This window comes from Vibrio cholerae (assembly GCF_008369605.1).
Lineage (GTDB): Bacteria > Pseudomonadota > Gammaproteobacteria > Enterobacterales > Vibrionaceae > Vibrio > Vibrio cholerae.
The window spans coordinates 687,035-710,363 of record NZ_CP043554.1 but is presented as its reverse complement, the minus strand read 5'-3'; the positions used below and the strand labels follow the sequence as shown (position 1 = coordinate 710,363).

20 protein-coding genes and 16 tRNA genes are annotated in these 23,329 nt (G+C 48.4%); 21 read left to right on the top strand and 15 right to left on the bottom strand.

Annotation, left to right across the window (positions count from 1 at the left end; genetic code table 11):
* Position 1: 1 nt before the first annotated feature.
* Both prfA and hemA read right to left on the bottom strand, forming a co-directional pair.
* A complete protein-coding gene (gene prfA / locus F0316_RS03380; RefSeq protein WP_000647701.1) occupies positions 2-1,090 on the bottom strand; it encodes a peptide chain release factor 1 in 1,089 nt (362 codons plus the stop codon).
* Between the two features lie 29 nt (positions 1,091-1,119).
* Positions 1,120-2,379 (bottom strand): glutamyl-tRNA reductase, encoded by a 1,260-nt coding sequence (hemA, locus tag F0316_RS03375; RefSeq protein ID WP_000054219.1) that lies wholly within the window; start codon positions 2,377-2,379, stop codon positions 1,120-1,122.
* 158 nt (positions 2,380-2,537) lie between these two features.
* On the opposite strand from hemA, the gene lolB reads away from it, so the two are divergent.
* The 21 genes from lolB (at position 2,538) to F0316_RS03270 (ending at position 8,917) form a co-directional block, all read left to right on the top strand.
* A complete protein-coding gene (gene lolB / locus F0316_RS03370; RefSeq protein ID WP_000993148.1) occupies positions 2,538-3,155 on the top strand; it encodes a lipoprotein insertase outer membrane protein LolB in 618 nt (205 codons plus the stop codon).
* A complete protein-coding gene (ispE, locus tag F0316_RS03365) occupies positions 3,152-4,024 on the top strand; it encodes a 4-(cytidine 5'-diphospho)-2-C-methyl-D-erythritol kinase (RefSeq protein ID WP_000581234.1) in 873 nt (290 codons plus the stop codon). Before lolB ends, ispE begins: the two co-directional genes overlap by 4 nt.
* 30 nt (positions 4,025-4,054) lie before the next feature.
* Positions 4,055-4,999: a ribose-phosphate pyrophosphokinase gene (locus tag F0316_RS03360; protein WP_001113134.1), complete on the top strand. Its 945-nt coding sequence runs from the start codon at positions 4,055-4,057 to the stop codon at positions 4,997-4,999.
* A gap of 169 nt (positions 5,000-5,168) precedes the next feature.
* Positions 5,169-5,759: an aminoacyl-tRNA hydrolase gene (gene pth, locus F0316_RS03355; RefSeq protein WP_000081943.1), complete on the top strand. Its 591-nt coding sequence runs from the start codon at positions 5,169-5,171 to the stop codon at positions 5,757-5,759.
* A 10-nt stretch (positions 5,760-5,769) separates the two neighbouring features.
* Positions 5,770-6,861 (top strand): redox-regulated ATPase YchF, encoded by a 1,092-nt coding sequence (gene ychF, locus F0316_RS03350; protein ID WP_000505884.1) that lies wholly within the window; start codon positions 5,770-5,772, stop codon positions 6,859-6,861.
* A gap of 277 nt (positions 6,862-7,138) precedes the next feature.
* A tRNA-Met gene (locus F0316_RS03345) sits at positions 7,139-7,215 on the top strand.
* A gap of 28 nt (positions 7,216-7,243) precedes the next feature.
* Positions 7,244-7,329: transfer RNA gene (locus F0316_RS03340), tRNA-Leu, on the top strand.
* Between the two features lie 24 nt (positions 7,330-7,353).
* Positions 7,354-7,438 (top strand) — tRNA-Leu (locus tag F0316_RS03335).
* Between the two features lie 27 nt (positions 7,439-7,465).
* Positions 7,466-7,540 (top strand) — tRNA-Gln (locus F0316_RS03330).
* 77 nt (positions 7,541-7,617) lie between these two features.
* Positions 7,618-7,694: transfer RNA gene (locus tag F0316_RS03325), tRNA-Met, on the top strand.
* 23 nt (positions 7,695-7,717) lie between these two features.
* Positions 7,718-7,803 (top strand) — tRNA-Leu (locus F0316_RS03320).
* Positions 7,804-7,820: 17 nt separating this feature from the next.
* Positions 7,821-7,895 (top strand) — tRNA-Gln (locus tag F0316_RS03315).
* A 41-nt stretch (positions 7,896-7,936) separates the two neighbouring features.
* Positions 7,937-8,021 (top strand) — tRNA-Leu (locus F0316_RS03310).
* Positions 8,022-8,047: 26 nt separating this feature from the next.
* Positions 8,048-8,122 (top strand) — tRNA-Gln (locus F0316_RS03305).
* Positions 8,123-8,163: 41 nt separating this feature from the next.
* A tRNA-Leu gene (locus tag F0316_RS03300) sits at positions 8,164-8,248 on the top strand.
* Between the two features lie 25 nt (positions 8,249-8,273).
* A tRNA-Met gene (locus tag F0316_RS03295) sits at positions 8,274-8,350 on the top strand.
* Between the two features lie 22 nt (positions 8,351-8,372).
* Positions 8,373-8,458, top strand: a tRNA-Leu gene (locus F0316_RS03290).
* 17 nt (positions 8,459-8,475) lie between these two features.
* Positions 8,476-8,550, top strand: a tRNA-Gln gene (locus F0316_RS03285).
* Between the two features lie 43 nt (positions 8,551-8,593).
* Positions 8,594-8,678 (top strand) — tRNA-Leu (locus F0316_RS03280).
* 38 nt (positions 8,679-8,716) lie between these two features.
* Positions 8,717-8,791 (top strand) — tRNA-Gln (locus tag F0316_RS03275).
* A gap of 41 nt (positions 8,792-8,832) precedes the next feature.
* Positions 8,833-8,917 (top strand) — tRNA-Leu (locus tag F0316_RS03270).
* Between the two features lie 293 nt (positions 8,918-9,210).
* On the opposite strand, the gene flaC is transcribed toward F0316_RS03270, so the two are convergent.
* The 13 genes from flaC to flgB form a co-directional block, all read right to left on the bottom strand.
* Positions 9,211-10,344 (bottom strand): flagellin C, encoded by a 1,134-nt coding sequence (gene flaC, locus F0316_RS03265; protein ID WP_000290380.1) that lies wholly within the window; start codon positions 10,342-10,344, stop codon positions 9,211-9,213.
* A 554-nt stretch (positions 10,345-10,898) separates the two neighbouring features.
* The gene (gene flaA, locus F0316_RS03260) at positions 10,899-12,038 is read right to left on the bottom strand and encodes a flagellin A (RefSeq protein ID WP_000154828.1); all 1,140 of its coding nucleotides are present in this window, start codon (positions 12,036-12,038) and stop codon (positions 10,899-10,901) included.
* A gap of 407 nt (positions 12,039-12,445) precedes the next feature.
* Positions 12,446-13,639: a flagellar hook-associated protein FlgL gene (gene flgL / locus F0316_RS03255; RefSeq protein WP_001897485.1), complete on the bottom strand. Its 1,194-nt coding sequence runs from the start codon at positions 13,637-13,639 to the stop codon at positions 12,446-12,448.
* A 12-nt stretch (positions 13,640-13,651) separates the two neighbouring features.
* On the bottom strand, positions 13,652-15,526 hold the full coding sequence (gene flgK, locus F0316_RS03250; protein WP_000135479.1) for a flagellar hook-associated protein FlgK: 1,875 nt from the start codon (positions 15,524-15,526) through the stop codon (positions 13,652-13,654).
* Between the two features lie 178 nt (positions 15,527-15,704).
* Complete coding sequence (gene flgJ, locus F0316_RS03245) at positions 15,705-16,643, bottom strand: flagellar assembly peptidoglycan hydrolase FlgJ (protein WP_000609502.1); 939 nt, start codon at positions 16,641-16,643, stop codon at positions 15,705-15,707.
* Between the two features lie 10 nt (positions 16,644-16,653).
* Positions 16,654-17,739, bottom strand: a complete 1,086-nt coding sequence (locus F0316_RS03240; RefSeq protein WP_149560206.1) for a flagellar basal body P-ring protein FlgI — start codon at positions 17,737-17,739, stop codon at positions 16,654-16,656.
* A 90-nt stretch (positions 17,740-17,829) separates the two neighbouring features.
* The gene (flgH, locus tag F0316_RS03235; protein WP_001911822.1) at positions 17,830-18,606 is read right to left on the bottom strand and encodes a flagellar basal body L-ring protein FlgH; all 777 of its coding nucleotides are present in this window, start codon (positions 18,604-18,606) and stop codon (positions 17,830-17,832) included.
* 23 nt (positions 18,607-18,629) lie between these two features.
* The gene (flgG, locus tag F0316_RS03230) at positions 18,630-19,418 is read right to left on the bottom strand and encodes a flagellar basal-body rod protein FlgG (protein WP_001182097.1); all 789 of its coding nucleotides are present in this window, start codon (positions 19,416-19,418) and stop codon (positions 18,630-18,632) included.
* Between the two features lie 19 nt (positions 19,419-19,437).
* Positions 19,438-20,187 (bottom strand): flagellar basal-body rod protein FlgF, encoded by a 750-nt coding sequence (flgF, locus tag F0316_RS03225; protein ID WP_000373284.1) that lies wholly within the window; start codon positions 20,185-20,187, stop codon positions 19,438-19,440.
* Positions 20,188-20,369: 182 nt separating this feature from the next.
* Positions 20,370-21,674: a flagellar hook protein FlgE gene (flgE, locus tag F0316_RS03220; protein WP_000122824.1), complete on the bottom strand. Its 1,305-nt coding sequence runs from the start codon at positions 21,672-21,674 to the stop codon at positions 20,370-20,372.
* Positions 21,675-21,702: 28 nt separating this feature from the next.
* A complete protein-coding gene (gene flgD, locus F0316_RS03215) occupies positions 21,703-22,410 on the bottom strand; it encodes a flagellar hook assembly protein FlgD (RefSeq protein ID WP_000929365.1) in 708 nt (235 codons plus the stop codon).
* Between the two features lie 17 nt (positions 22,411-22,427).
* On the bottom strand, positions 22,428-22,844 hold the full coding sequence (flgC, locus tag F0316_RS03210) for a flagellar basal body rod protein FlgC (RefSeq protein WP_000051919.1): 417 nt from the start codon (positions 22,842-22,844) through the stop codon (positions 22,428-22,430).
* Positions 22,845-22,848: 4 nt separating this feature from the next.
* Positions 22,849-23,244, bottom strand: coding sequence for a flagellar basal body rod protein FlgB (gene flgB / locus F0316_RS03205; protein ID WP_001007983.1), 396 nt, complete (start codon positions 23,242-23,244; stop codon positions 22,849-22,851).
* Between the last annotated feature and the right edge of the window lie 85 nt (positions 23,245-23,329).

The following is a 23,329-nucleotide window of genomic DNA, read 5'->3' as shown; positions in this document are numbered from 1 at the left end:
ATTAGTTTTGATCCGCCAGTGCCGCCAATTGATCCGCTTGATGCTCGTGAATCACAGGGTCAATCAAGGATTGCATATCCCCTTCCATCACTTCGGTCAGGCGATATACCGTCAAATTGATACGGTGATCGGACACTCGACCTTGCGGGTAGTTGTAAGTGCGAATGCGGTCACTACGATCGCCTGAACCCAGAAGGTTGCGGCGTGTATCGGAAATTTCCGCCGCACGTTTTGACTCTTCAGCTTGAGCAATACGTGCAGCCAATACTGACATCGCTTTAGCTTTGTTCTTATGTTGCGAACGCTCATCCTGACACTCGACCACAATACCAGTCGGTAAGTGAGTGATACGGATAGCCGAATCGGTGGTGTTAACGTGCTGGCCACCCGCGCCGGAGGAGCGGAACGTATCAATTTTCAGATCGCTGGCTTTGATTTCTGGAATTTCCGCTTCTGGAATTTCAGGCATCACCGCAACGGTACAAGCGGACGTGTGGATACGCCCTTGCGCTTCCGTAGCCGGAACACGTTGCACTCGGTGGCCGCCAGATTCAAACTTCAGCGTACCGTAAGCACCGTCACCGTTCACTTTCGCGATCATCTCTTTGTAGCCGCCGTGTTCCGCTTCACTCGATGACATCACTTCGATGCGCCAGCCTTTTTTCTCCGCAAAACGGCTGTACATACGGAACAAATCGCCGGCAAAAATACCCGCTTCGTCACCACCCGCACCCGCGCGAATTTCTAAGAAACAGTTACGATCATCGTTTGGATCTTTTGGCAGCAACAGAATTTGCAGCTCATCGGTCAGGCGCTCAATTGCCGCTTTCGCCGCTTTGATCTCGTCCTGTGCCATTTCACGCATTTCTGCATCGTCTTCTTGTGCCATCTCTTCGGCAGCAACCAGATCTTCCTTCGCTTGTTGGTAAGCTTGGAAACACTGAGTGATCTCTTCCAGTTGCGAATACTCTTTGGACAGAGCACGGAATTTATTTTGATCACCGATAACTGTTGGGTCGCCAAGGAGGTGCTGAACCTCTTCGTAGCGCTCAACAAGGGATTCAAGCTTGCTTAAAATCGACGCTTTCATAGTTGCTTCTTTAAACTCTAAGTTGAGATTTAGTTCAGATCGTCAAGACCTAAACTTTGTCTGATCACGGCCAGTTTAGCCGGTTCCCCTTGTTCCGCCGCGGTTTGTAGCGCTCGGGTTGGGGTGTGAATTAGTTTGTTGGTCAGTTTGTTGCTTAATTCTATGAGCAGCTTTTCAGGATCGCCACCCGCTGCCAATGCTTGCAAACTTTTATTAAGCAGCTCTTCACGCGCTTCATTGGCTTGCTTACGATAATCACGAATACTGTCCACCGCTTGCAGTGAGCGCATCCAACTCATGAAGGTGGCGCTCTCTTCACTGACAATCGCTTCTGCCTGAATCGCTTCCACTTTGCGCTGCTCGATATTGCTATCGACAATCGACTGCAAGTCATCGACCGAATAGAGATACGCATCGTTAAGCTTACCGACCTGCGGCTCAATATCGCGAGGTACGGCAATATCCACCAACAGCATAGGCTGATGGCGACGAGCCTTTAGCGCGCTTTCGACCATGCCTTTACCTATGATGGGCAAAGGGCTCGCGGTCGAGCTGATCACAATATCCGCTTGCGCTAAATAGTCAGGGATCTCATTTAATGCGATGACGTCGGCGCCAAACTGCTGCGCTAAGCTCAAAGCTCGCTCTCGCGTGCGGTTCGCCACTATCATCCGTTTACAGTGGTGTCCGGCCAAATGTTTTGCTACCAGTTCAATGGTTTCACCAGCCCCGACCAACAGTACCGTAGCGTCGGCCAGCGATTCAAAAATGTGTTTTGCTAAAGTGCAAGCGGCATAAGCGACCGAAACTGCGCTGCCGCCGATTTCGGTTTCTGTTCTTACCCGTTTCGCGACCGAAAAAGCCTTTTGAAACAGCTTTTCCGTCGCCGGATTGACGGCGTGATTCTCTCTCGCCTCTGCGTAAGCTTGCTTAACTTGTCCTAATATCTGCGGTTCGCCCAACACTAGGGAGTCCAAACCGCAGGCAACACGCATCAAATGACGAATGGCGGCTTGCTCTTCATGAACGTATAGGCTGGGTTTTAACTCATCCAAGCTGACTTGGTGAAACTGGGACAACCATTCGATGACTTTGTTTTTACTTGCTGATCTCACATCACAATAAATTTCGGTGCGGTTACACGTTGAGAGGATCACGCCTCCTTTAACGTGTGAACTGGTGGAAAGCTGATTCAGCGCCAAAGAGAGCTTCTCTGGACCAAACGCCACTTTTTCCCGCAATTCTACCGACGCCGTATTGTGATTGATTCCAATGGCAAGCAAAGACATCTATAGAGGATTCTCAGATATGTGTGGTGGACTAGAGGCGGAATTTTACTTGATGCCCTCTTTGATTGAAAGGGCAGACCGGATTTGTTTTCCTGAGTTCGTGAGATCAATGATATAGTTAGCCCGTTTTCGCTCTCGCTTTGGATAAAAAACGCACTATGAATGCTCTCGTACGTCGCCTACTGCCAGGATTGGCGAGTCTGTTGCTTTTGGCAGGTTGTGCCACCGCACCGCTACAACCCGTCAATGTTCAATGGCAATCACACCAAGTCACTCTAGAACAAATTCAACATTATCAATTAACCGGAAAACTCGGCTATATCGCGCCCGATCAGCGACAATCGTTCAACTTTCAATGGCAAAAAAGCCCACAAAAACTCTCACTGCGTTTAAGCAATTTTCTTGGTCAAACCGTGCTGAACTTACAGGTCGATGAACAAGGTGCGCGGGTCGAAACTTATGATGATCAAATCTACCGCGACCAAGATGCACAAAGCCTGATCCGCAATTTAACAGGGTTAGATATTCCCGTTGAACAGCTTGAAGATTGGATTTTAGGCTTGCCGACCCAAGCAACCCATTACGAGTTGAATGAACAAAACACCCTTGCCACTCTCACCAAACTCGCCTCAACGGCCGAATGGCACGTGGAATACCAACGTTACCAAGCGATTGAGTGGCAACATCAGCCCATTCCGCTGCCTGATAAACTTAAACTCCAGCAAAATAAAACCTCGATTCAACTGGTGATATCACAATGGACGCTGCTCCCATGATCCACGGTACAACCGTGTGGCCTTCACCGGCCAAACTCAACCTGTTCCTTTACATCACAGGTCGTCGAGCTAACGGCTATCACGATCTGCAGACCTTATTTCAGTTTCTCGATCACGGTGATGAGTTAACCATTACCGCCAACAGCAGCGGCAATATAACCCTCTCTCCTGCTCTGGCCGATGTCGCGTTAGAAGATAACCTGATTTACAAAGCCGCGATGGCACTCAAAAATGCGGCGCAATCGCCACTCGGCGCAGACATTCAACTGCACAAGGTGTTGCCTATGGGCGGCGGAATTGGTGGCGGATCATCCAATGCGGCCACTACCTTAGTCGCACTCAATTACTTGTGGCAGACTGGACTTAGCGATGATCAATTGGCTGAGATTGGTCTGGCACTCGGAGCGGATGTCCCTGTCTTTACTCGTGGTTTTGCGGCTTTTGCTGAAGGAGTTGGCGAAGAATTATCCGCAGTAGAGCCAGAGGAAAAATGGTATCTCGTGGTTCGCCCTGCGGTCAGCATCGCGACAAAAGATATTTTTACTCACCCACAACTGATGAGAAACACGCCAAAGCGTGATCTGGCAAGCCTTCTTGCCACCCCGTACGAAAACGATTGCGAAAAAATTGTCCGATCACTGTACCCCGAGGTTGATAAGCAACTTTCATGGCTGCTACAATACGCGCCGTCAAGATTGACCGGGACGGGATCTTGCGTTTTTGCTGAGTTTTCGAGCAGGAAAGATGCACAGGCCGTCTTTGCTCAATTATCTGACAACGTCTTAGCGTTTGTCGCCCAAGGGCGCAATGTTTCACCGCTCAGAAAGACGTTGGCTGACTACCAATCAGCCAAAATCCGACCTTACTAAAAAACTGGACGCAACCCTGAGGTTTCCACCGTGCCTGATATGAAGCTATTTGCTGGTAACGCAATACCCGAACTAGCCCAACGTATTGCAGATCGCCTGTACATTTCCCTTGGTGATGCTACTGTTTCTCGTTTCTCTGATGGTGAAGTAGCAGTACAAATCAACGAAAATGTGCGTGGTAGCGATGTATTTATCATTCAATCCACCTGTGCCCCAACCAATGACAACCTGATGGAACTGGTGGTAATGATTGACGCAATGCGCCGTGCTTCTGCAGGCCGTATTACGGCAGTTATCCCTTACTTCGGCTATGCCCGCCAAGACCGCCGTGTGCGCTCGGCTCGTGTACCTATCACTGCAAAAGTTGTTGCAGACTTCCTTTCTAACGTTGGTGTTGACCGCGTTCTGACTATCGACCTCCACGCAGAGCAGATCCAAGGCTTCTTCGATGTTCCAGTAGACAACATTTTCGGTACCCCTGTCCTGCTGGAAGATATGAAAGCACGTAACTTGGAAGATCCTGTTGTCGTATCGCCAGACCTTGGTGGTGTGGTGCGTGCTCGCGCAACCGCGAAAGCACTAGGTGACATCGATATCGCGATCGTAGATAAGCGTCGTCCTCGCGCGAACGTTTCAGAAGTCATGAACCTGATCGGTGATGTTGAAGGCCGTGACTGTGTGATTGTCGATGACATGATCGACACCGGTGGCACACTGTGTAAAGCCGCGGAAGCGCTGAAAGAGCGTGGTGCGAAACGCGTATTTGCTTACGCCACTCACGCGGTATTCTCAGGCAATGCAGCGAAAAACATCAAAAACTCTGTGTTGGATCAAGTGATTGTGACTGACTCTATCACCCTATCAAAAGAGATGGCGGCGACAGGAAAAGTGACTCAATTGACTCTATCAAGCATGCTGGCTGAAGCGATTCGTCGTATCAGCAACGAAGAGTCAATCTCTGCGATGTTTAACTAATCATTGAGTAACCCAGTCTATCTGCCTGTCAGGTAAGCTCGGGAATCGATGATACGAAAGCGTTTCATCTCCGATGAAGCGCTTTTTTATTGCCTTTTGCGTGACTCGCACCTCGCGGCGGATGTGTGCTATCATACCGCGCTTTTGAGTTTCCGAAGAGATATTCGCCTTGAGTCAACCAATCAAACTCCTTGTCGGACTGGCCAATCCTGGGCCGGAATACGCGAAAACACGCCATAATGCAGGTGCTTGGGTTGTCGAAGAGTTAGCCCGTATCCATAACGTCACGCTCAAAAATGAGCCGAAGTTTTTTGGTCTGACCGGACGTTTGTTGATTAACAGCCAAGAGTTACGCGTGTTAATCCCCACCACTTTCATGAATCTCTCCGGCAAAGCGATTGCTGCGCTGGCCAATTTCTATCAGATCAAGCCAGAAGAGATCATGGTTGCCCACGATGAGCTAGACTTACCACCCGGTGTGGCAAAATTTAAGCAAGGTGGCGGGCATGGTGGGCATAATGGGCTCAAAGACACCATAAGCAAATTAGGCAACAACAAAGAATTCTATCGTCTACGGCTTGGCATCGGTCATCCTGGACACAAAGATAAAGTAGCCGGTTATGTGCTCGGCAAAGCACCTGCTAAAGAGCAAGAGTGCCTTGACGCCGCAGTGGACGAATCTGTTCGCTGCCTTGAGATCCTGCTCAAGGATGGCCTCACCAAAGCACAAAATCGTTTACACACTTTCAAAGCTGAATAAGGTTACAGTCATGGGTTTTAAATGTGGCATCGTCGGTTTGCCAAACGTAGGTAAATCAACTCTTTTTAATGCGCTGACCAAAGCGGGCATCGAAGCAGCTAACTTCCCGTTTTGTACTATCGAACCAAACACAGGCGTTGTGCCTGTGCCAGATCCGCGTCTGGATGCCTTAGCCGCGATTGTCAAACCTGAACGCATTCTGCCAACGACGATGGAGTTTGTGGACATTGCAGGTCTAGTGGCGGGCGCATCAAAAGGAGAAGGTCTAGGTAACAAATTCCTCGCTAACATCCGTGAAACCGATGCAATTGGTCACGTAGTACGCTGCTTTGAAAACGAAAACATCATCCACGTGGCGGGTAAAGTGTCACCGCTGGAAGACATCGAAATCATCAACCTTGAATTAGCGCTGGCTGACTTAGACAGCTGCGAGCGCGCGATTCTGCGTCAAAGCAAACGCGCTAAAGGTGGCGATAAAGAAGCCAAATTTGAACTCGCGGTACTTGAAAAGCTGCAACCTGTTCTGAGCGAAGGCCAATCGGCTCGTTCCGTCAACCTAACCAAAGAAGAGTTACTGGCCGTCGGTTATTTAAACCTGCTGACGCTAAAACCCACCATGTACATTGCGAACGTCAATGAAAATGGTTTTGAAAACAACCCATATCTGGATGCGGTGGTTGAGTTCGCAGCCAAAGAAAATGCTTCTGTGGTAGCGGTTTGTGCAGCGATCGAGGCGGAACTGTCTGAACTTGAAGAAGAAGAACGCGATGAGTTCTTAGCCGACCTCGGTATTGAAGAGCCAGGCCTCAACCGCGTGATTCGCTCAGGTTATGACCTACTCAACCTGCAAACTTACTTCACCGCAGGCGTGAAAGAAGTGCGCGCATGGACCATTCCTGTCGGTGCGACCGCACCACAAGCCGCGGGTAAGATCCACACAGACTTCGAGCGTGGTTTTATTCGTGCTGAAGTGATCGGTTACAATGACTACATCCAATTCAATGGGGAGTCAGGTGCCAAAGATGCCGGTAAATGGCGCTTGGAAGGTAAAGAGTACATCGTAAAAGATGGTGATGTGATCCACTTCCGCTTCAACGTTTAAATCTCGCTTTACTGCGAACCAAAAGCCAACCAAAGTGTTGGCTTTTGCCATTTATAAGCCTCTAAAAAATGATCTTTATGACTCTCCAAGCGTAATGAATTTGTTGTTTTGGTGATGGTTTTTGATCATAAACACGCCTCTTTGTTTAAAAAAAACCCGAACGGTTGGTTTCAAAGAATTTATTCAAAAAAACTGTTGACGCTCCTAACCCATATCCGCATAATGCGCTCCGTTCTCAGCGATAAGGCATCGCCTTCTCGTTAAGAAAATAAAATTTGGCTACGTAGCTCAGTTGGTTAGAGCACATCACTCATAATGATGGGGTCACAGGTTCGAATCCCGTCGTAGCCACCAAATTTTGACAATTTGCTGCTTTTGACACGCGGTGGTGGCGGAATTGGTAGACGCGCTAGCTTCAGGTGTTAGTGTCCTTCGGACGTGAGGGTTCAAGTCCCTCCTTCCGCACCAAATGCATCGAGTTGTAACAAATTTGCGGAAGTGGCGAAATTGGTAGACGCACCAGATTTAGGTTCTGGCGCCGCAAGGTGTAAGAGTTCAAGTCTCTTCTTCCGCACCATATTTTGATGATACTAATCATCACAGCAGGTCTGTCGCCAAGCGGTAAGGCAACGGGTTTTGATCCCGTCATACCTAGGTTCGAATCCTAGCAGACCTGCCATTTTTCAAACTTTCAACGGGGCAAAAACCATTGGAAGTCAGAGCGAGATTGTATTATAGTCTCTCGCTCGAAAAGATGGCTACGTAGCTCAGTTGGTTAGAGCACATCACTCATAATGATGGGGTCACAGGTTCAAATCCCGTCGTAGCCACCATATTACAATTTGATGCATTTAACGCGGTGGTGGCGGAATTGGTAGACGCGCTAGCTTCAGGTGTTAGTGTCCTTCGGACGTGAGGGTTCAAGTCCCTCCTTCCGCACCAAATGTATCGAATTCTGTAGGTCTGTCGCCAAGCGGTAAGGCAACGGGTTTTGATCCCGTCATACCTAGGTTCGAATCCTAGCAGACCTGCCATTATTTCGATGATTTGAGCAATCAAGTTATCAACAAAATTTGCGGAAGTGGCGAAATTGGTAGACGCACCAGATTTAGGTTCTGGCGCCGCGAGGCGTAAGAGTTCAAGTCTCTTCTTCCGCACCATATTTGATGATGTAAATCATCATTGCAGGTCTATCGCCAAGCGGTAAGGCAACGGGTTTTGATCCCGTCATCCCATGGTTCGAATCCATGTAGACCTGCCATTATTTCGATGATTTGAGCAATCAGATTATCAACACAATTTGCGGAAGTGGCGAAATTGGTAGACGCACCAGATTTAGGTTCTGGCGCCGCGAGGCGTAAGAGTTCAAGTCTCTTCTTCCGCACCATATTAAATCTGAAAAGATTTAGAGTGGCTACGTAGCTCAGTTGGTTAGAGCACATCACTCATAATGATGGGGTCACAGGTTCGAATCCCGTCGTAGCCACCAATTACAATTTGATGCATTTAACGCGGTGGTGGCGGAATTGGTAGACGCGCTAGCTTCAGGTGTTAGTGTCCTTCGGACGTGAGGGTTCAAGTCCCTCCTTCCGCACCAAATGTATCGAATTCTGTAGGTCTGTCGCCAAGCGGTAAGGCAACGGGTTTTGATCCCGTCATACCCAGGTTCGAATCCTGGCAGACCTGCCATTATTTCGATGACGTGAGCAATCAAGTTATCAACAAAATTTGTGCGGAAGTGGCGAAATTGGTAGACGCACCAGATTTAGGTTCTGGCGCCGCGAGGCGTAAGAGTTCAAGTCTCTTCTTCCGCACCATTATTAAGAGCAACGACGATCGTCGTGCAGAACACTGCAGGTCTGTCGCCAAGCGGTAAGGCAACGGGTTTTGATCCCGTCATACCTAGGTTCGAATCCTAGCAGACCTGCCATTACATCGATGATTTGAGCAATCAAGTTATCAATACAATTTGCGGAAGTGGCGAAATTGGTAGACGCACCAGATTTAGGTTCTGGCGCCGCGAGGCGTAAGAGTTCAAGTCTCTTCTTCCGCACCATATAAACAACCTAGCTCCGGCTAGGTTTTGTTTTATCTGGGCTTTGTTGATAGCGGCATCACATCCACATCCACATCCACATCCATAACTTAAGCCGCTTTCCGGCGGAAGCTAAGCTCCTTTACATAAGACACAACGCCACCATTACTAACCATTTATACGCTCTTTTGCGTGATGGTTGCTGATGTTTTCTCTTTTACGTCTTCCTTTTACGTTTCTCAGCCACACAATCCCAACAAATTACAGGCAATAAAAAACCCAGCTGCAGCTGGGTTTTTTCCTATCAACTCGAGCTAGCCTAGAAGAGCCAGTGCTGAGTTGGGTGCCTGCTTGGCTTGTGCGAGAACAGAACTTGATGCTTGAGAAAGGATCTGCGCCTTGGTCAGTGCAGTCGTTTCTTTGGCAAAGTCTGTATCTTTGATCCGGCTCTTAGACGCATTAACGTTTTCGTTAATGTTATCTAAGTTGTTGATAGCGTGGTTGAATCGGTTTTGGAATGCACCGAGTTCAGCACGATGGCTATCCACATATTTCAAGGCAGCATCGACAATCGCCACACTCTCTTGTGCACCACCAACCGTAGTGACATCCAGAGTATCAACCGTCACGTCTTGCGCAGCACCGATACCTAACTCACCGGCAAGTGCGCCACCAAAGGTCGCAGCACCATCGATTCGGTTATTATCAGTGAATAGCTGTAACTTACCTTCTTCATCCACCGATGCTTTGATCATGTCGGTTTGACCGTTGATGTAAGTGGCCAGCTCTTCGATATCATCCCCTTCTTTCGCATTGATCGAAATGGTGACATCGCCTTCGCGTTTGTCTTTCAGAGTGATGGTCAGATCGGTTTTACCCGCTTCCACGCCCCAGTTTTTGTCTTTACCGTTAGCCGCTTGATAGGTTTTACCTCCCATCAAAGCGTTATCGCTGCGCATATCTTTGATGTTAAGCATTACCGCTTCACCGTTATCCGCACCAATCTGGAATGATTTGGTTGCGAATGTACCGTTGAGCAGCTTGTTACCACCGAAAGAGGTGGTTTCGGCCACACGATTAAGCTCATCATTCAACGCGGTAATTTCTTCTTGAATCGCAACACGGTCAGCTTTTGAGTTCGAACCGTTTGCTGATTGCAAGGAGAGATCACGCATACGTTGTAAGATGTTGGTGGTCTCTTTCATTGCCCCTTCCGCGGTTTGCGCCATCGAAATACCATCGTTGGCGTTACGAACGGCGACACCTAAACCTCGGCTTTGCACGTTCAAGCGGTTAGAGATCTGCAGACCGGCCGCATCGTCTTTTGCGCTGTTAATTTTGTATCCTGAAGATAGACGTTCCATTGACGATTGTTGTGCATTGGTTGCACTCGTCAAGTACCGTTGTGCTGTCATTGCTGACACGTTGGTGTTTACATTCACCGCCATAGTGGTATCTCCTATTGATTTTCCGACGTAGCGGAACTCCCAAACGGTCTCCGACGTCTCGGAAAACCAAGCAGTTCTCTCAAAGTTACCTCTATTAGCGACTCGTTGAATAAATCCTTTAGCAAAAAGATGTTTTTTTACCCTAAACCCTCTGAAATCTATGCATCTTGAGAGATATAACACAAATCACATAAATATCAGGCTGATAGGCTCAAGTTTTATCCACAATGGCCGGGGGCATCCACTCACGCTTCGAGAACCGTTCTTCAGCGGATGATAGGAAAAAGTAGGAAAGATAAAGGTGGGGGTAAAACGCAGAAAAAAGAAAAGCCCCTTTTCCTTTGAGAGAACCGGGGCTATTTGGTGGTAGCCATCGCCAATGTGGAGATCAAGAGAAATGAACACATTTCGGCTAACCATTAGGGGCGCATGATTATGTGGGGCTAGATGAGCAGTTTGAGTGAGAGAGCTCGCCTAACATTCCATAACCATACTTTGCCAAAGTCCCTTCATTACATACCCACGTCTGAGCTCATTAATGAAGGTACCGGGAACTACTGCAATAACGAGATTGCAGAGTTTGGCAACTGTTTCGCTTGGGCAAGAATTGAAGTCCCCGCCTGTTGCAGAATCTGAGATTTGGTAAGTTGCGTTGTTTCCTTCGCAAAATCCGTATCTTTAATCCGACTTTTCGACGCTTCCACGTTCTCCTGAATATTCGACAGGTTACTGATGCTGTGACTGAGTCGGTTCTGTTTAGCACCGAGGTCAGCTCGTTGCGAATCGACGTATTTTAATGCGGCATCGATGATACCCACGGCGTTCTGTGAACCACCGACACTGGTGATATCAATGTCTTGAACCGTAGTTTTCACACCTGGGCCACCATTGAGGCCAAGTTCGGTTGCCAAGCCACCGGAGATATTGAAGTTGCCTTCAATATTGGGTTCAGCAACAAAAATCTGCAGTTTGCCTTCTTGGTCAACCGAAGCTTTGAACAGATCCGTTTGACCGTTGATGTAAGTGGCCAGCTCTTCAATGTCATCACCATCTTTGGCCATGATATCAAGCACCACTGCCTCACCGTCTTTCTTGGTGAATTCAAACTTCAGGTCACGAGCGGTAGGTGGTACCCCCCACTCTTTAGTCTTAGGTTGTTCGGCAATAAAGGATTGGCCACCCATGCGGAAATCATCAGCACGTACACTGGTCAGTCCCATAATGATCGCTTCACCCGAGCTAGAACCGATTTGGAACGAAGCTTCACCAAACGAACCATTGAGTAGCTTACGACCACCAAATGACGTGGTTTCAGCGATACGGTTCAGTTCATCTTGCAGTGCCACCGACTCTTCATTCAGAGCCTGACGCTCTGACGCTGAGTTGGTACCGTTCGCCGATTGTAAGGCGAGGTCACGCATACGCTGCAAAATGCTGGTCGATTCATTCATCGCACCTTCTGCGGTTTGAGCAATCGAAATACCATCGTTGGCGTTACGCATTGCCACATCCAAACCACGAGATTGCGCCGTTAAACGGTTTGAAATCTGCAGGCCTGCCGCGTCATCTTTTGCACTGTTAATGCGATTACCTGATGAGAGGCGTTCCATGGAGGTGTTAAGCTCTCCCGTCGCCTTGGTCAGATAACGTTGTGCGGTCATCGCCGACACGTTGGTATTTACGTTAATGGTCATAGTTTGCTCTCCTATCGAGTTCGCAAGCTCATTTGCGAAGCGGTCAGCTTTGGTCTCTTTTGGAAGCACTGACCGTGAATAACTTGCCAAATCGGCCCAAAGGCGGATTTAAAAACCGGTTACAACAACTCTGATGTACTTTATTCAATTAGTGTGCCAACTTTATTTTCTTTGACACCCATTGATATACATCGCTTATTTTCAATGAGTTACATTGTCTATCTAATTCAATCAGCCACTCAAAGTTGCCGATTTCGGTGAGCGGCAATCCATTTTGCCGCTGACTTGCCGCTTTGGTTACCCTGTACAACTTTTCACCAAGGCTCAATGTTGTATTAGCAACTTCCGCGCCACTTTTTACTCAACTCACTTCGCTCATATGGCTTAAGCGCATAAGGCATTGAAGGTTAGATGTAGTTAAAAAGGGTGAGATCTTTCGTTTTACCAAAGGCTTTCTGCGATGCCTCAAGGGCTCGCGAGTTCTCGTTGAACTCAATCACGGCTTCTGCGTAATCCAGATCCTCAAAGGTACTTTTGGATTTCGCGAGGCTGATTTTGAAATCTTCGTGCTGCTCTTCCTGAATATCGAGCGTACTCAAACGCGCACCAATATCCGTTCTGGTTTTATTGAGATGGATAAAGGCGGTATGAAATTCTTCAACTAACTGATGCAGTTTGGCCGTATTCGAGGCATCCGATACCGACCCTTCGGCGTAGCGAATCGCATCACGGAAAGTATCAAACACACTAAACGTGGTGCGAGGCGTCAGCTCAATCGCATCCCCTTTGCTGATCTGCCCTTTGACCTGAATATTCAGCTCTTCAAACTGGATGCCGGTTTTCGCATCAAACTCTCCCGCTTGCACTACGCTGCCATTACGCTCTAACTGATAGCCATTTTTGCCTTCCGGCATATCGACAAACGTTACGCGATAGGATGCGGTATCATCGGGATTGAGGTTAACTGCACGCTCTAAGAGCAGCTCAGAACCCTCTTGCAGCGCATAGTTGGGCTCATAGCTGCCAAAAGGATTCGGGATCTCCATAAACACTTTGCTGCCTGGATTATTAAATGGGATTTCCAAGCTGTTGGAGATCTTCATTTTGCGCTGATAATCATCCCCCGCGTAGGTCACATTGCCTTGGTTATCACGAAAGAAGGGCTGATTTTTGGGTTTGGTACCGGCAAAAATATAGTTGCCGGATTCATCTTGTACGTTGGCGAGGTTAATAAAGTTATTGGCCATTTCTTGCAACACGCGCGCACGCGCCACCCGATCTTCTGGTGATAATGAGCCGTTGATCATCTCCATCACAGTGCGCTTTGCGGAGTCAGAAAACTCTTCGGTGTTAGCAATGATGACTTCTTGATGCTCAAGACGGTTGCGGACTAGCACTATTGCATCTAGGTACTGACGCAGCTGCTCTTCTTGTTGCCCAACGTTTTGGATGTAGTGGGTCGCCAGTGGGTTATCACTCGCTGACAACAGCTTCTTACCAGACGCCAATTGCGCTTGGTTATTAAACACTTTCGATTCCTGACGACGGATGTCGTTCTGAACCGCTTGGTAGTTATGGAAGCTAGAGATTCGGTTTAACATTTACCCATCTCCCTATCGCAACGCCAAAATGGTGTTGAAAGTGTCGTTCGAGGCCTGAATGATGCGTGAGGAAGCCATATAAGCTTGCTGAAATTTCATCATGTTGGCGGCTTCTTCATCAAGGTTCACACCGGAAATCGAAGCGATGCGCGATTGCGCCGCCTCTTTCTCCAGTCTTGCCACATCGGTCAAACGCGTCATGGTGGCCATTTTTAGCCCCACATCCGTGTTGAGGTTGTGGTAAAGATCGATGATGGTGGACTCGTTATCATTCATCCGTTTTGCGGTTTGAATGTTGATCATTTTACGCAAGTTGCCGTTATCCCCTTCTGAAGGGACAAGGTTTGCCGTGAACTTATCATTAGGTAACGCACCTTCTGTCAGCTCAAAGGTCGTGCCCAATACGGTCACAGGCCCAGTCGGCGGATAAGGCTGAGGCTGAAGTAAAATATTGCCTTTGGTATCGGTCACCGCGAATTGATCGCCGGTTGGCGAGACAATCACTTCAAATTCGCGAACATCCCCCGCTTGTAAAATCTTAAATTTCGCTTTGCCTTGGGCAAAAGTGGTCGATGCTTCAAAGCTCTGTGCGGCAATTTTTGTCGCATCTTCAGTCGCTAAACGAATGGCAGCGGCACCGTTACGAGTTGGGCGCACCAAAATTCGCTCCCCGACTTGGGGCGGGTTACGTACTTCTACGCGTAAGCCATCAACATACACATTGCCTTTTACCACAGGCAACACGGTTTGTTGGCCTGAAGGCAAAGTCACCACAAATTCACTGCCGTTGTACTGCATGGAGTATTCGCCACCTTTGAGCTGGCTAACATCTTCAATAAATACCGCCATATCGGCTTTAGAATTACTGTTGGTCACCACACGAGAGCGAGCAATGACGTCCAAATTGACATCGGTAAACAGAGCGCTACCCACATTGCCACGTAGGTCTAAACCTTGTGACTGTAAGGTATTCACTTCATGAGAAAAGGAGAGTGCGAGACGACCGACTTCATCCATCAAGTACGGAATGTGCTCATCACGCATATCTAAAATGGCTTCCATCTTGCCGCCAATATCACGTGCGGAGATGGCTTTGAGCGCCTTGCCTTCGACCATGGCTAAACGGTGTTGCTGGGTATCTGGGAAACCGTCAATCACTCTCAGTTGGCTGGCTTCAGTACCGGAAACCAAAGTGTGGCCGTTGCCGATATGAATGTTGAAGCCTTCACCATGTTTTCTTTGCGTGACCGTGACTTTGGTGTATTGCGACAGTTCAGACACCAGCTTTTCATGCTTATCCATCAAATCGTTATGTGGCCCTGGTACGCGCATCATCAAACGCTGCAAATCACGAATTTCCAACGCCAGTTGGTTGATGCGTTCTACGCCAAGAGCTAACCCTTTGTTGGTAATGTCTTTTTGTAAACGAACCGTCTCATGGAAATCATTCAGGTTTTGTGAAATGAGCTTGGCTTTTTCGAGCACCACTTTACGGGCACCCAAATCATTGGGCGAATCAGCCAAACTTTTTACTGAATCAAACCACTCATTGAGGTTTTCAGGAATTTTCTTAGAAGCCACAGAGGAAAGCAGCTTAGACAGCATATCGAGATTTTCTTCGGTATCTCGCTTAAAAGCGTAATCGGTAGAGGCAATATTCAGCTCTTTAACGGCAAATTGATCCCACGAGCGGCGAACATTTTCCACATGCACACCCATACCATAGGTTTCACCGCCGTATTGGCGAGGCGCATTGGTCCCTTGGATCACAGACTGACGGCTGTAACCCTCTGTATTAACATTGGAAATGTTATGACCTGTGGTATTGAGTTGTCTCTGAGCCGTCAGTACGCTTTGCGTACCCACATTCAGAAGATCAGACGCCATACTGCCCCCGAAAACCGATATTAATCAGTAAAATTCACTGAATCTAAACAGTAATAGCAATATGCATGCCAGATTGAATTGGTTCGATTTACTCTAATAAAAATAGCAAGTTAGGATTGGCAAGCTGAAAAGATTGCGGGCGTGAAAGAATGCCGCCGGAAATATTCCGGCGGGCGATTTATAACAGATTCATTTGATCAATTTGCGCTTTTACGCGCAGCACCTTGTCGGCGTATTGCGGGTCGGTCGCGTATCCGGCACGGTGGATACCGTGGATAAAGCGTTCACTGTTTCCGCCATGATCCAACGCATTGGTATAACGTGGATTGTTTTCCAAGAAGCGAACATAGTCGTTAAAGCTTTCATCAAAGCTCGCATAAGAGCGAAATGCTGCTTTCTCCACCACCGGAACATTGTTGTGATATTCCAAGGTTTGGGTTGCGACTTTATCCCCCTGCCAACTGCGATCGGCTTTGATGTTAAAGAGGTTATTGCTGTTGCCACGGGCATTTTTGACCATTTTTTGCCCCCAGCCTGTTTCCAGTGCCGCTTGAGCAATCAACAAGGAAGAATCGACCCCGAGCATGCGTGCCGCTTTATCCGCATAAGGTTTGAGCTTAGTAACAAACGAATGGCGAGAGTCAAACTGCGTCGATTGAACCGCTTGTGTTTTACGCAGCGGATACACCGCCGCCACCAAGTCTTCATTGCTGCGCTCACTGGCGGTTTTACGTGCATGTTCCACACGGCGCATGGCTTCTTGGAAGCCATCCTCCCCTTTTTGCTCGCTCGCCGTTTGTCCGGTCGAAAGCTGGGCAACGATCATATCGGCCAAGCCAAGCGAACCTGATGAACTGAATTCACTCGCCATCTGTTCATCCAGCATCTGGCGATAAAGATCTTCATTCTGGCTACTCATCAGATCGGATTTAAAGTCACTATTCGCATCACGCATGGATTTGAGCATCATGGAAGTGAAGATCGATTCAAACTGACGAGCCGCTGCGGTTAGCGCAGACTGTCCGGCATTTTCATCACCATTCACCGCCTTTTGGCGTAACTTGTCGAGTCCGGCGATATCTTGGATAAAGCCAATGTCATTGGGATTATTAATCATGGCTGGCTCCTTAAATAATGATCAGTTGGCCTTCAATCGCGCCCGCTTGTTTCAGCGCTTGCAAAATCGCCATTAAATCGGAAGGGGCTGCACCCACTTCGTTAACCGCACGCACCAGATCATCTAAAGTAACCCCCGGCTCTAACTTAAACATTTTGCCCTGTTTTTCAGTGACTTCTATTTCTGTGGTTGGTACGACCACCGTCTGACCACCACCCAGTGCATTAGGCTGGCTGACGCTTAAGTTTTCTTTGATCGCTACCGTCATCCCACCGTGAGTGACCGCGGCTGGTTTGAGGCGTACATTCTGCCCAACCACTATGGTGCCCGTACGTGAGTTAACGATAATTTTCGCCGCACTGTCTGCAGGATTGAATTCAAGGTTCTCAATTGCAGAGAGGAAGGCAACACGCTGGCTGAGATCGCGCGGAGCACGTACCTTGATTGAGGCCGCATCCACCGCCGAAGCCATTTGGGGGCCCAAGAACTGGTTCACTGCATCGGCTAAACGCTGCGCTGTCGTGAAATCAGATTCAAACAGGTTAAACGTAATGTAATCACCACGGCCAAATGGGTTAGGCACTTCGCGCTCAACAATCGCGCCACTGGAAATCATGCCCACAGTGGGGTTGTTACCAACAATTTTTGAACCATCCGCACCGGTTGCACTAAAACCACTCACCACTAAGTTACCTTGTGCCACCGCGTAAACTTGCCCATCCAAACCTTTCAGGAAAGTTTGCATCAAGGTACCGCCACGCAAACTTTTTGCCGATCCAATCGAAGAGACGGTGATATCGATGGTTTGACCTTGCTTAGAAAACGCGGGCAGATCGGCAGTGACGATCACAGCGGCAACGTTTTTGGTTTTTGGCTTGGTGCCGGGAGGCAATTGAATGCCGAAGCTTTGCAGCATGGCGTTAAAGCTTTGATCAGTAAAAGGTGTCGACTCGCCAGTCCCCGGCAAACCGGTGACCAAGCCGTATCCGACCAATTGGTTGTTACGAACGCCCGCAACCTGCGCGACATCTTTGATCCGTGCAGCTTGCGCACTGGAAGCCAGCAGCAACATCAATAAAATCGTGAATTTTCTCATGGCGGATGTACCTTACTCTCTAAAACAACAATGAGGCCAAAGGGCCTCACCGTTCACTATGCTGTCAATAAACTAGCCCAGCGGCTCGACTTATAAAGAGACATTAAAAAATCGTGCCAAGAATCCGGGTTCTTGCATATCTTGGTTGGTTCCAGTGCCAGAATATTGAATTCGCGCATTGGAAATGCGGTTAGAAGCAATCGTATTGTCGAAGTCGATATCGTCCGGACGGATGGTGCCACTGAGACGAATGTACTCATCACCCGTGTTCAGAGTGAGCCATTTTTCACCGCGGATCACTAAGTTACCGTTCGCTAACACTTCAATCACTTCTACCGTAATCGAGCCTGACATGCTGTTACTTTGGTTAGCCGCTGCGCTCCCTGAAAACTTATTGTCGTTTTTCAGCGCGTAAGAGAAATTGTAATCCCCGATGGTCAAATCTTTGCCGCCGACCGCCAGCGGATCCATCGAAGCATCATTTTTCTTGTTCAGATCCGCATCCGCACTTTTGGCTGCTTTGGTGCTTTCATTGAGCGTCACGGTAATGATGTCACCCACACCACGTGGTTTAGAATCGTCATACATGCTACTGCTGCTCGCCAAGTTAAACAGTGAGCCCGTTTCCGCAGCGTAATGCTCAGGCTTACCTTTCGGATGAATAGGTGCCCATGCAGGATCGCCCGCAACGGGGTCGGTACGATTGCGCAGTGCATCGGTCAAACCCGAGTTACTCTCAGATTTGTCCCCCTCAACCGCATCCACCGTCGTGGTGCCTTGAATGGTTTCAGCAGATTCAATCGGTGGCTGCATCAAGCTACAACCTGAGAGCAGAATCAATAAGCTAGAAGCAAGTAGACGTTTCATCGCGGCCATCTCTTAGTTAGCAATTACAGTTGTTGGTTAACGAAGCTCATCATCTTATCGACGGCGGAGATAACTTTAGAGTTCATCTCGTACACACGCTGCGCTTCAATCATGTTGACCAACTCTTCCGTCACATTCACGTTCGAGGTTTCGAGCATGGATTGGCGAATATCCCCCAAACCATCCAAGCCCGGAACCCCTTCTTGTGGCTCACCACTGGCTCCGGTTGGTAGGTAAAGGTTTTGTCCAACCGGCTCTAAACCGCCGGGGTTAATGAAATCAACCGTAGTGATCTGCCCCAGTACTTGGTTATCCTGCTGACCACGGACACGAACCGACACTTCACCATCATTACCAATCGTGATGGAGATAGCGTCTTCGGGAATGATGATTTCAGGTTGTAAACGGTAGCCCGCACCAGAGGTCACAATCGCGCCTTCATCATCCAACGTGAACTGACCATTTCGGCTGTAGGCAATGTTGCCATCTGGCATCAGAATTTGGAAAAAACCGTCGCCTTCAATCATCATGTCCAAACTGTTGGAGGTCGTTTGTACGTTACCGTTCGTGTGTACCTTTTGGGTTGCCACGACCTTAGAGCCCGCGCCTAACATCAAACCACTCGGCAAGCGAGTGTTTTGCGAGGATTGTGCTCCCGGCTGGTTAATGTTTTGGTAAAACAGATCTTCAAACACCGCCCGCCCTTTTTTAAAGCCAATGGTTGAGGCGTTGGCAAGGTTGTTGGAAATCGTTGCAATGTTGGTTTGTTGGGCATCTAAGCCGGTCTTACTGACCCATAGTGCTGGTTGCATACCTAACTCCTACCTTAAATTAGCTACTGCGAAGCAGTGAATCGGAAGCTTTGTCCATCTCTTCCGCTGTGCTCATCATCTTGACTTGCATTTCGAACTGACGTTGCAAGTCGATAAGGCTGGTCATTTCACCTATCGCATTCACGTTGCTCCCTTCAAGGGCACCCGTGAGAATTTTTACGCTGGCGTCGGCCTCAAACTGAGTGTTGGGATCGGTGGCGCGAAATAAACCATTCACGTCTTTAAACAGTGACTGGTCATTGAGGCGAACCAGCTTGATTCGGTCCACCACTTCCATCGCATCAGCCGGGGCACCCTGCGGACGAACAGAGATGGTACCATCACCGCCGATTTCGACTTTGTTTAGCGGCACAGGCAAGGTAATCGGAGCCCCCGTTTCGCCTAAAACCGGATGCCCATTGCCGTTAAGCAGCAGTCCCGTTTCATCGATTCGTAAGTTGCCGTTACGAGTCAGTCCCTCTTTGCCAGTTTTATCCAGCACAGAAATCCAGCCATCACCTTGAATCGTGATATCGAGATCGCGGCCTGTCGTGATCACACTGCCTTGGGCAAAGTTATGCCCCGGACGCTCAGTCATACTGAAGACGCGACTTGGGAGCCCTTCACCGTAAGCCTGCATAGAACGAGCTTGCGCTAAATCGGCACGAAATCCCGTCGTGCTGACGTTAGCTAAGTTGTTTGCCCGTAGCTGCATCGCTTGCATGTTTTGTTTTGCGCCACTCATGGCAAGAAACAATGCGCGGTCCATAATCTGCTCCCAAATCGTTAGTTAGAGCAGTTAAAGCAAGCAGCATGCCAACTTAATTATTCCTTATAGAACAAGCTGATAGATGAGAAATCTGAGGGAGATAAGCGTATTTGCCGCGGCAAGGGGGCAAAGAGGCAACCCCATTAAGCCGCATTGCCGCCGCTTAATGGGGTTGAAGAGGATTAACGAATCTGCAGGATATTTTGTTGCAGACCGTTGTGCACTTCTAGAGCACGTGAGTTGGCTTGGAAGTTACGCTGAGCGGAAATCAAATCCACCAGCTCTTGCGTCATATCGATGTTCGACTGCTCTAATGAACCATTACTGATCGACCCAAACGAACCTTTATTCGATTCACCCCAGATTTTCGCGCCCGAGAACTGAGTAGCATCCCACTGAGTACCACCTTTTTTGTCCAGTCCTTGCTCGTTCGCAACACGCACCAGCGCAACACGGCCTAGAGTGGTGTTAATGCCGTTTGAGTAAGTAGCCAGTACGCTACCATTTTCATCAAAGTCGATCTTCGTCAGGAAGCCTGTCGTCGCACCATCTTGATCAAACTTGGTCAACTCGAAAGGCGCGGCAAACTGAGTCGCCGTATCTAACTTAAATGACAACGTTTGATTTACATCAGCTCCGTTCAGGTCGACCGGATTGGCACCGCCCCCCAGTGGCTCAGTCACAATCGGTTGACCGTTGTTTAAGCTCGCCAACGTACCATCATTGTTAAAACGCATGGTATGTCCCACGTGGCCTGTTGGACTTGCCGCATCACCACCGACAACGTTAATCGGCTTTTCACCGGTTTTGTCAGTGACGGTGTAGTAGGTCTGCCATGTATTAGCTTGATTCATATCTTTCAAGTAATACGTCGTTAACTTATAAGGTTGCCCCATAGAATCGTAAATGGTCGATGAGGTCGTACGGTTATAAGTCTCAGGGTCGGTAATATCAAACAGCGCTGGGTCTTTGAGATCACCGTTAGCAGGCAAGTTTGCTCCTAAGTCAATATTCGCGGTCTGTTTCGGTTTACCGAACTGCGGCGGAATATTAATTGGCTTAGGCTCATAAGATAAGACATCACCCGTATCAGGGTTTACTTCATAACCCAGCAGGAACTCATCATTCGCTGTGACCATGAAGCTATTTTTGTCCAAGTGGAATGCGCCGTTACGAGTCAGCTCATTTTGCTGTGGAACTAGGCGATCTTTCGCGACAGCGAAGAAGCCCGTACCCGCGATACGCAAATCCAGTGGGTTATTGGTATAGATGCTAGAACCTTCGTGGAACTGCTGTGCCACTTTGGCCGCTTGCACACCTTGCCCTGGTGTCGTCTTCGCGTTAGTAAAGAGTGAGGTGGAATACACATCACCAAATTCGGCACGCGACTCTTTAAAACCAAACGTATTGGCGTTCGCAATGTTGTTACTGGTGGTATTTAAATCCATCTGCGCGGCGGATAAACCACTAAGAGAGACATATGACATGAGTAATTCTCCTATCTAGCTAGCGCTATCACGCTTTGCCTACTTCAAGTACTTCAGCAAGTCGAACTGGTGCATCAAAACCAGCCAGATTGAGTAGTACGTTACCATCGCCTTTGCCTAACAAAACGCTGTTGACGTTCGCATACGTGGAGACTTCAAACTCTTTACTCTCTCCATCCAGCAAGCCAGACGCTTTCACTTTGTATTTGCCACCCGGCAACGGATTACCGTTCTGATCTTTTCCATCCCATTCAACGCGGTTATCACCAGAAGATTTGGCACCGACGTCAAAGGTTCGTACCAATTGACCAGCTTCATTCTCAATACGGATGAACAAGTTATCGATCGACTGCGGCAGTTTCACCATTGCCGCCATACCGCCATCAGGCTTTTTCATTCCTGCCGCACCCGGCACTAGCACGTCACGCCCTACCAGTGATGACGCTTGCAGCGCTTGGTTAGAGGTCATTGATGAGTTGAGACTCTCAAACTGAGTGTTCATCTTGCCAATGCCATCAACGGTCGCAAATGAAGCCATCTGCGCAATCATCTGATCGTTACTCACGGGTTTGAACGGATCTTGCTGTGCTAACTGCTTGGTCAGCAAAGAAAGAAAGTCTTCTTGTTTCAGGGATTTCTGCCCTGTGGTTTCATCCGGCTTTTTCTGCTCTTGAAGAGCTTTAAGCTGATCAATATAGGACAAGCCGCTTTGACCAACATTATTGACTCCGGCCATACGTTAACTCCTTATCCTTATTGACCCATCTGCAGCGTACGCAGCAGCATCTGTTTACTGGCATCCGCCACCTGCACGTTGGTTTGATAAGAACGAGAGGCAGAAATCATATTGGCCATCTCTTCCATCACATTGACGTTGGGCTTGTAGATATAGCCTTCATCATTGGCAAGTGGATGTTCTGGATTAAATTCAGCGACCAGCGGTTTATCACTTTCCACAATCCCCAAAACCTTCACCGGCACATTGGGATCGCGGTTGAAACGCGCTTTACTCAACTCTGCGCCAAATACTGCATGACGAGCTTTGTAAGTATCTTTCGCTGAACTACTAATACTATCGGCATTGGCCAGATTACTTGAGGTCGTATTGAGACGAACCGACTCGGCGCTCATCGCAGAACCTGTGACATTAAATACGCTGAATAAGCTCATCTATCTACTCCCCTTTAAGCGACTTGGTTAAGTTCTTAAATTTACTGCCTAGAAAATCCAGTGACGCTTGGTGACGGATTTGGTTTTGCATAAACAAGTTACGCTCCAAATCTACATCCACCGTATTGCCATCACCGGTATCCGGCTGTGTCGGTACGCGGTAAAGAATTTCCCCACTCACCGTTGAAGAGGCAGGAATATGCCGACTATCGGTACGGCTAAGACTAATGCTTGCCCCCGAACTTGCCGCTTGCAATGCCTTCTGGAAGTCCATTCCTTTTGCCTTAAATCCCGGTGTATTGGCCTGCGCAATATTGGTGGCAATCACCTCAGAGTTGCGCTCACGTACGCCCACCGTGTGTTGGTGAATACCTAGGGCTCTGTCAAAAGAAATAGCCATGTTTACCTCTTCGATAAGAACTGACCGTTACTGCTGAAATTATTTGCAATTAGCGTACCAACTTTCAAAACAGGAACGATTAGCA

Bases quoted from the DNA above. Each gene is read 5' to 3' on its own strand.
- flaA (WP_000154828.1), bottom strand. From the start codon at position 12,038: ATGACCATTAACGTAAATACCAACGTGTCGGCGATGACCGCACAACGT.
- F0316_RS03240 (WP_149560206.1), bottom strand. From the start codon at position 17,739: ATGAGAAAATTCACGATTTTATTGATGTTGCTGCTGGCTTCCAGTGCG.
- flgH (WP_001911822.1), bottom strand. From the start codon at position 18,606: ATGAAACGTCTACTTGCTTCTAGCTTATTGATTCTGCTCTCAGGTTGT.
- flgL (WP_001897485.1), bottom strand. From the start codon at position 13,639: ATGTTAAACCGAATCTCTAGCTTCCATAACTACCAAGCGGTTCAGAAC.
- flgJ (WP_000609502.1), bottom strand. From the start codon at position 16,643: ATGATTAATAATCCCAATGACATTGGCTTTATCCAAGATATCGCCGGA.
- flgF (WP_000373284.1), bottom strand. From the start codon at position 20,187: ATGGACCGCGCATTGTTTCTTGCCATGAGTGGCGCAAAACAAAACATG.
- ychF (WP_000505884.1), top strand. From the start codon at position 5,770: ATGGGTTTTAAATGTGGCATCGTCGGTTTGCCAAACGTAGGTAAATCA.
- lolB (WP_000993148.1), top strand. From the start codon at position 2,538: ATGAATGCTCTCGTACGTCGCCTACTGCCAGGATTGGCGAGTCTGTTG.
- flgK (WP_000135479.1), bottom strand. From the start codon at position 15,526: ATGGCGTCTGATCTTCTGAATGTGGGTACGCAAAGCGTACTGACGGCT.
- flgD (WP_000929365.1), bottom strand. From the start codon at position 22,410: ATGGCCGGAGTCAATAATGTTGGTCAAAGCGGCTTGTCCTATATTGAT.
- flaC (WP_000290380.1), bottom strand. From the start codon at position 10,344: ATGGCGGTGAATGTAAACACCAACGTGTCAGCAATGACAGCACAACGG.
- flgG (WP_001182097.1), bottom strand. From the start codon at position 19,418: ATGCAACCAGCACTATGGGTCAGTAAGACCGGCTTAGATGCCCAACAA.
- flgB (WP_001007983.1), bottom strand. From the start codon at position 23,244: ATGGCTATTTCTTTTGACAGAGCCCTAGGTATTCACCAACACACGGTG.
- flgE (WP_000122824.1), bottom strand. From the start codon at position 21,674: ATGTCATATGTCTCTCTTAGTGGTTTATCCGCCGCGCAGATGGATTTA.
- hemA (WP_000054219.1), bottom strand. From the start codon at position 2,379: ATGTCTTTGCTTGCCATTGGAATCAATCACAATACGGCGTCGGTAGAA.
- ispE (WP_000581234.1), top strand. From the start codon at position 3,152: ATGATCCACGGTACAACCGTGTGGCCTTCACCGGCCAAACTCAACCTG.
- prfA (WP_000647701.1), bottom strand. From the start codon at position 1,090: ATGAAAGCGTCGATTTTAAGCAAGCTTGAATCCCTTGTTGAGCGCTAC.
- flgC (WP_000051919.1), bottom strand. From the start codon at position 22,844: ATGAGCTTATTCAGCGTATTTAATGTCACAGGTTCTGCGATGAGCGCC.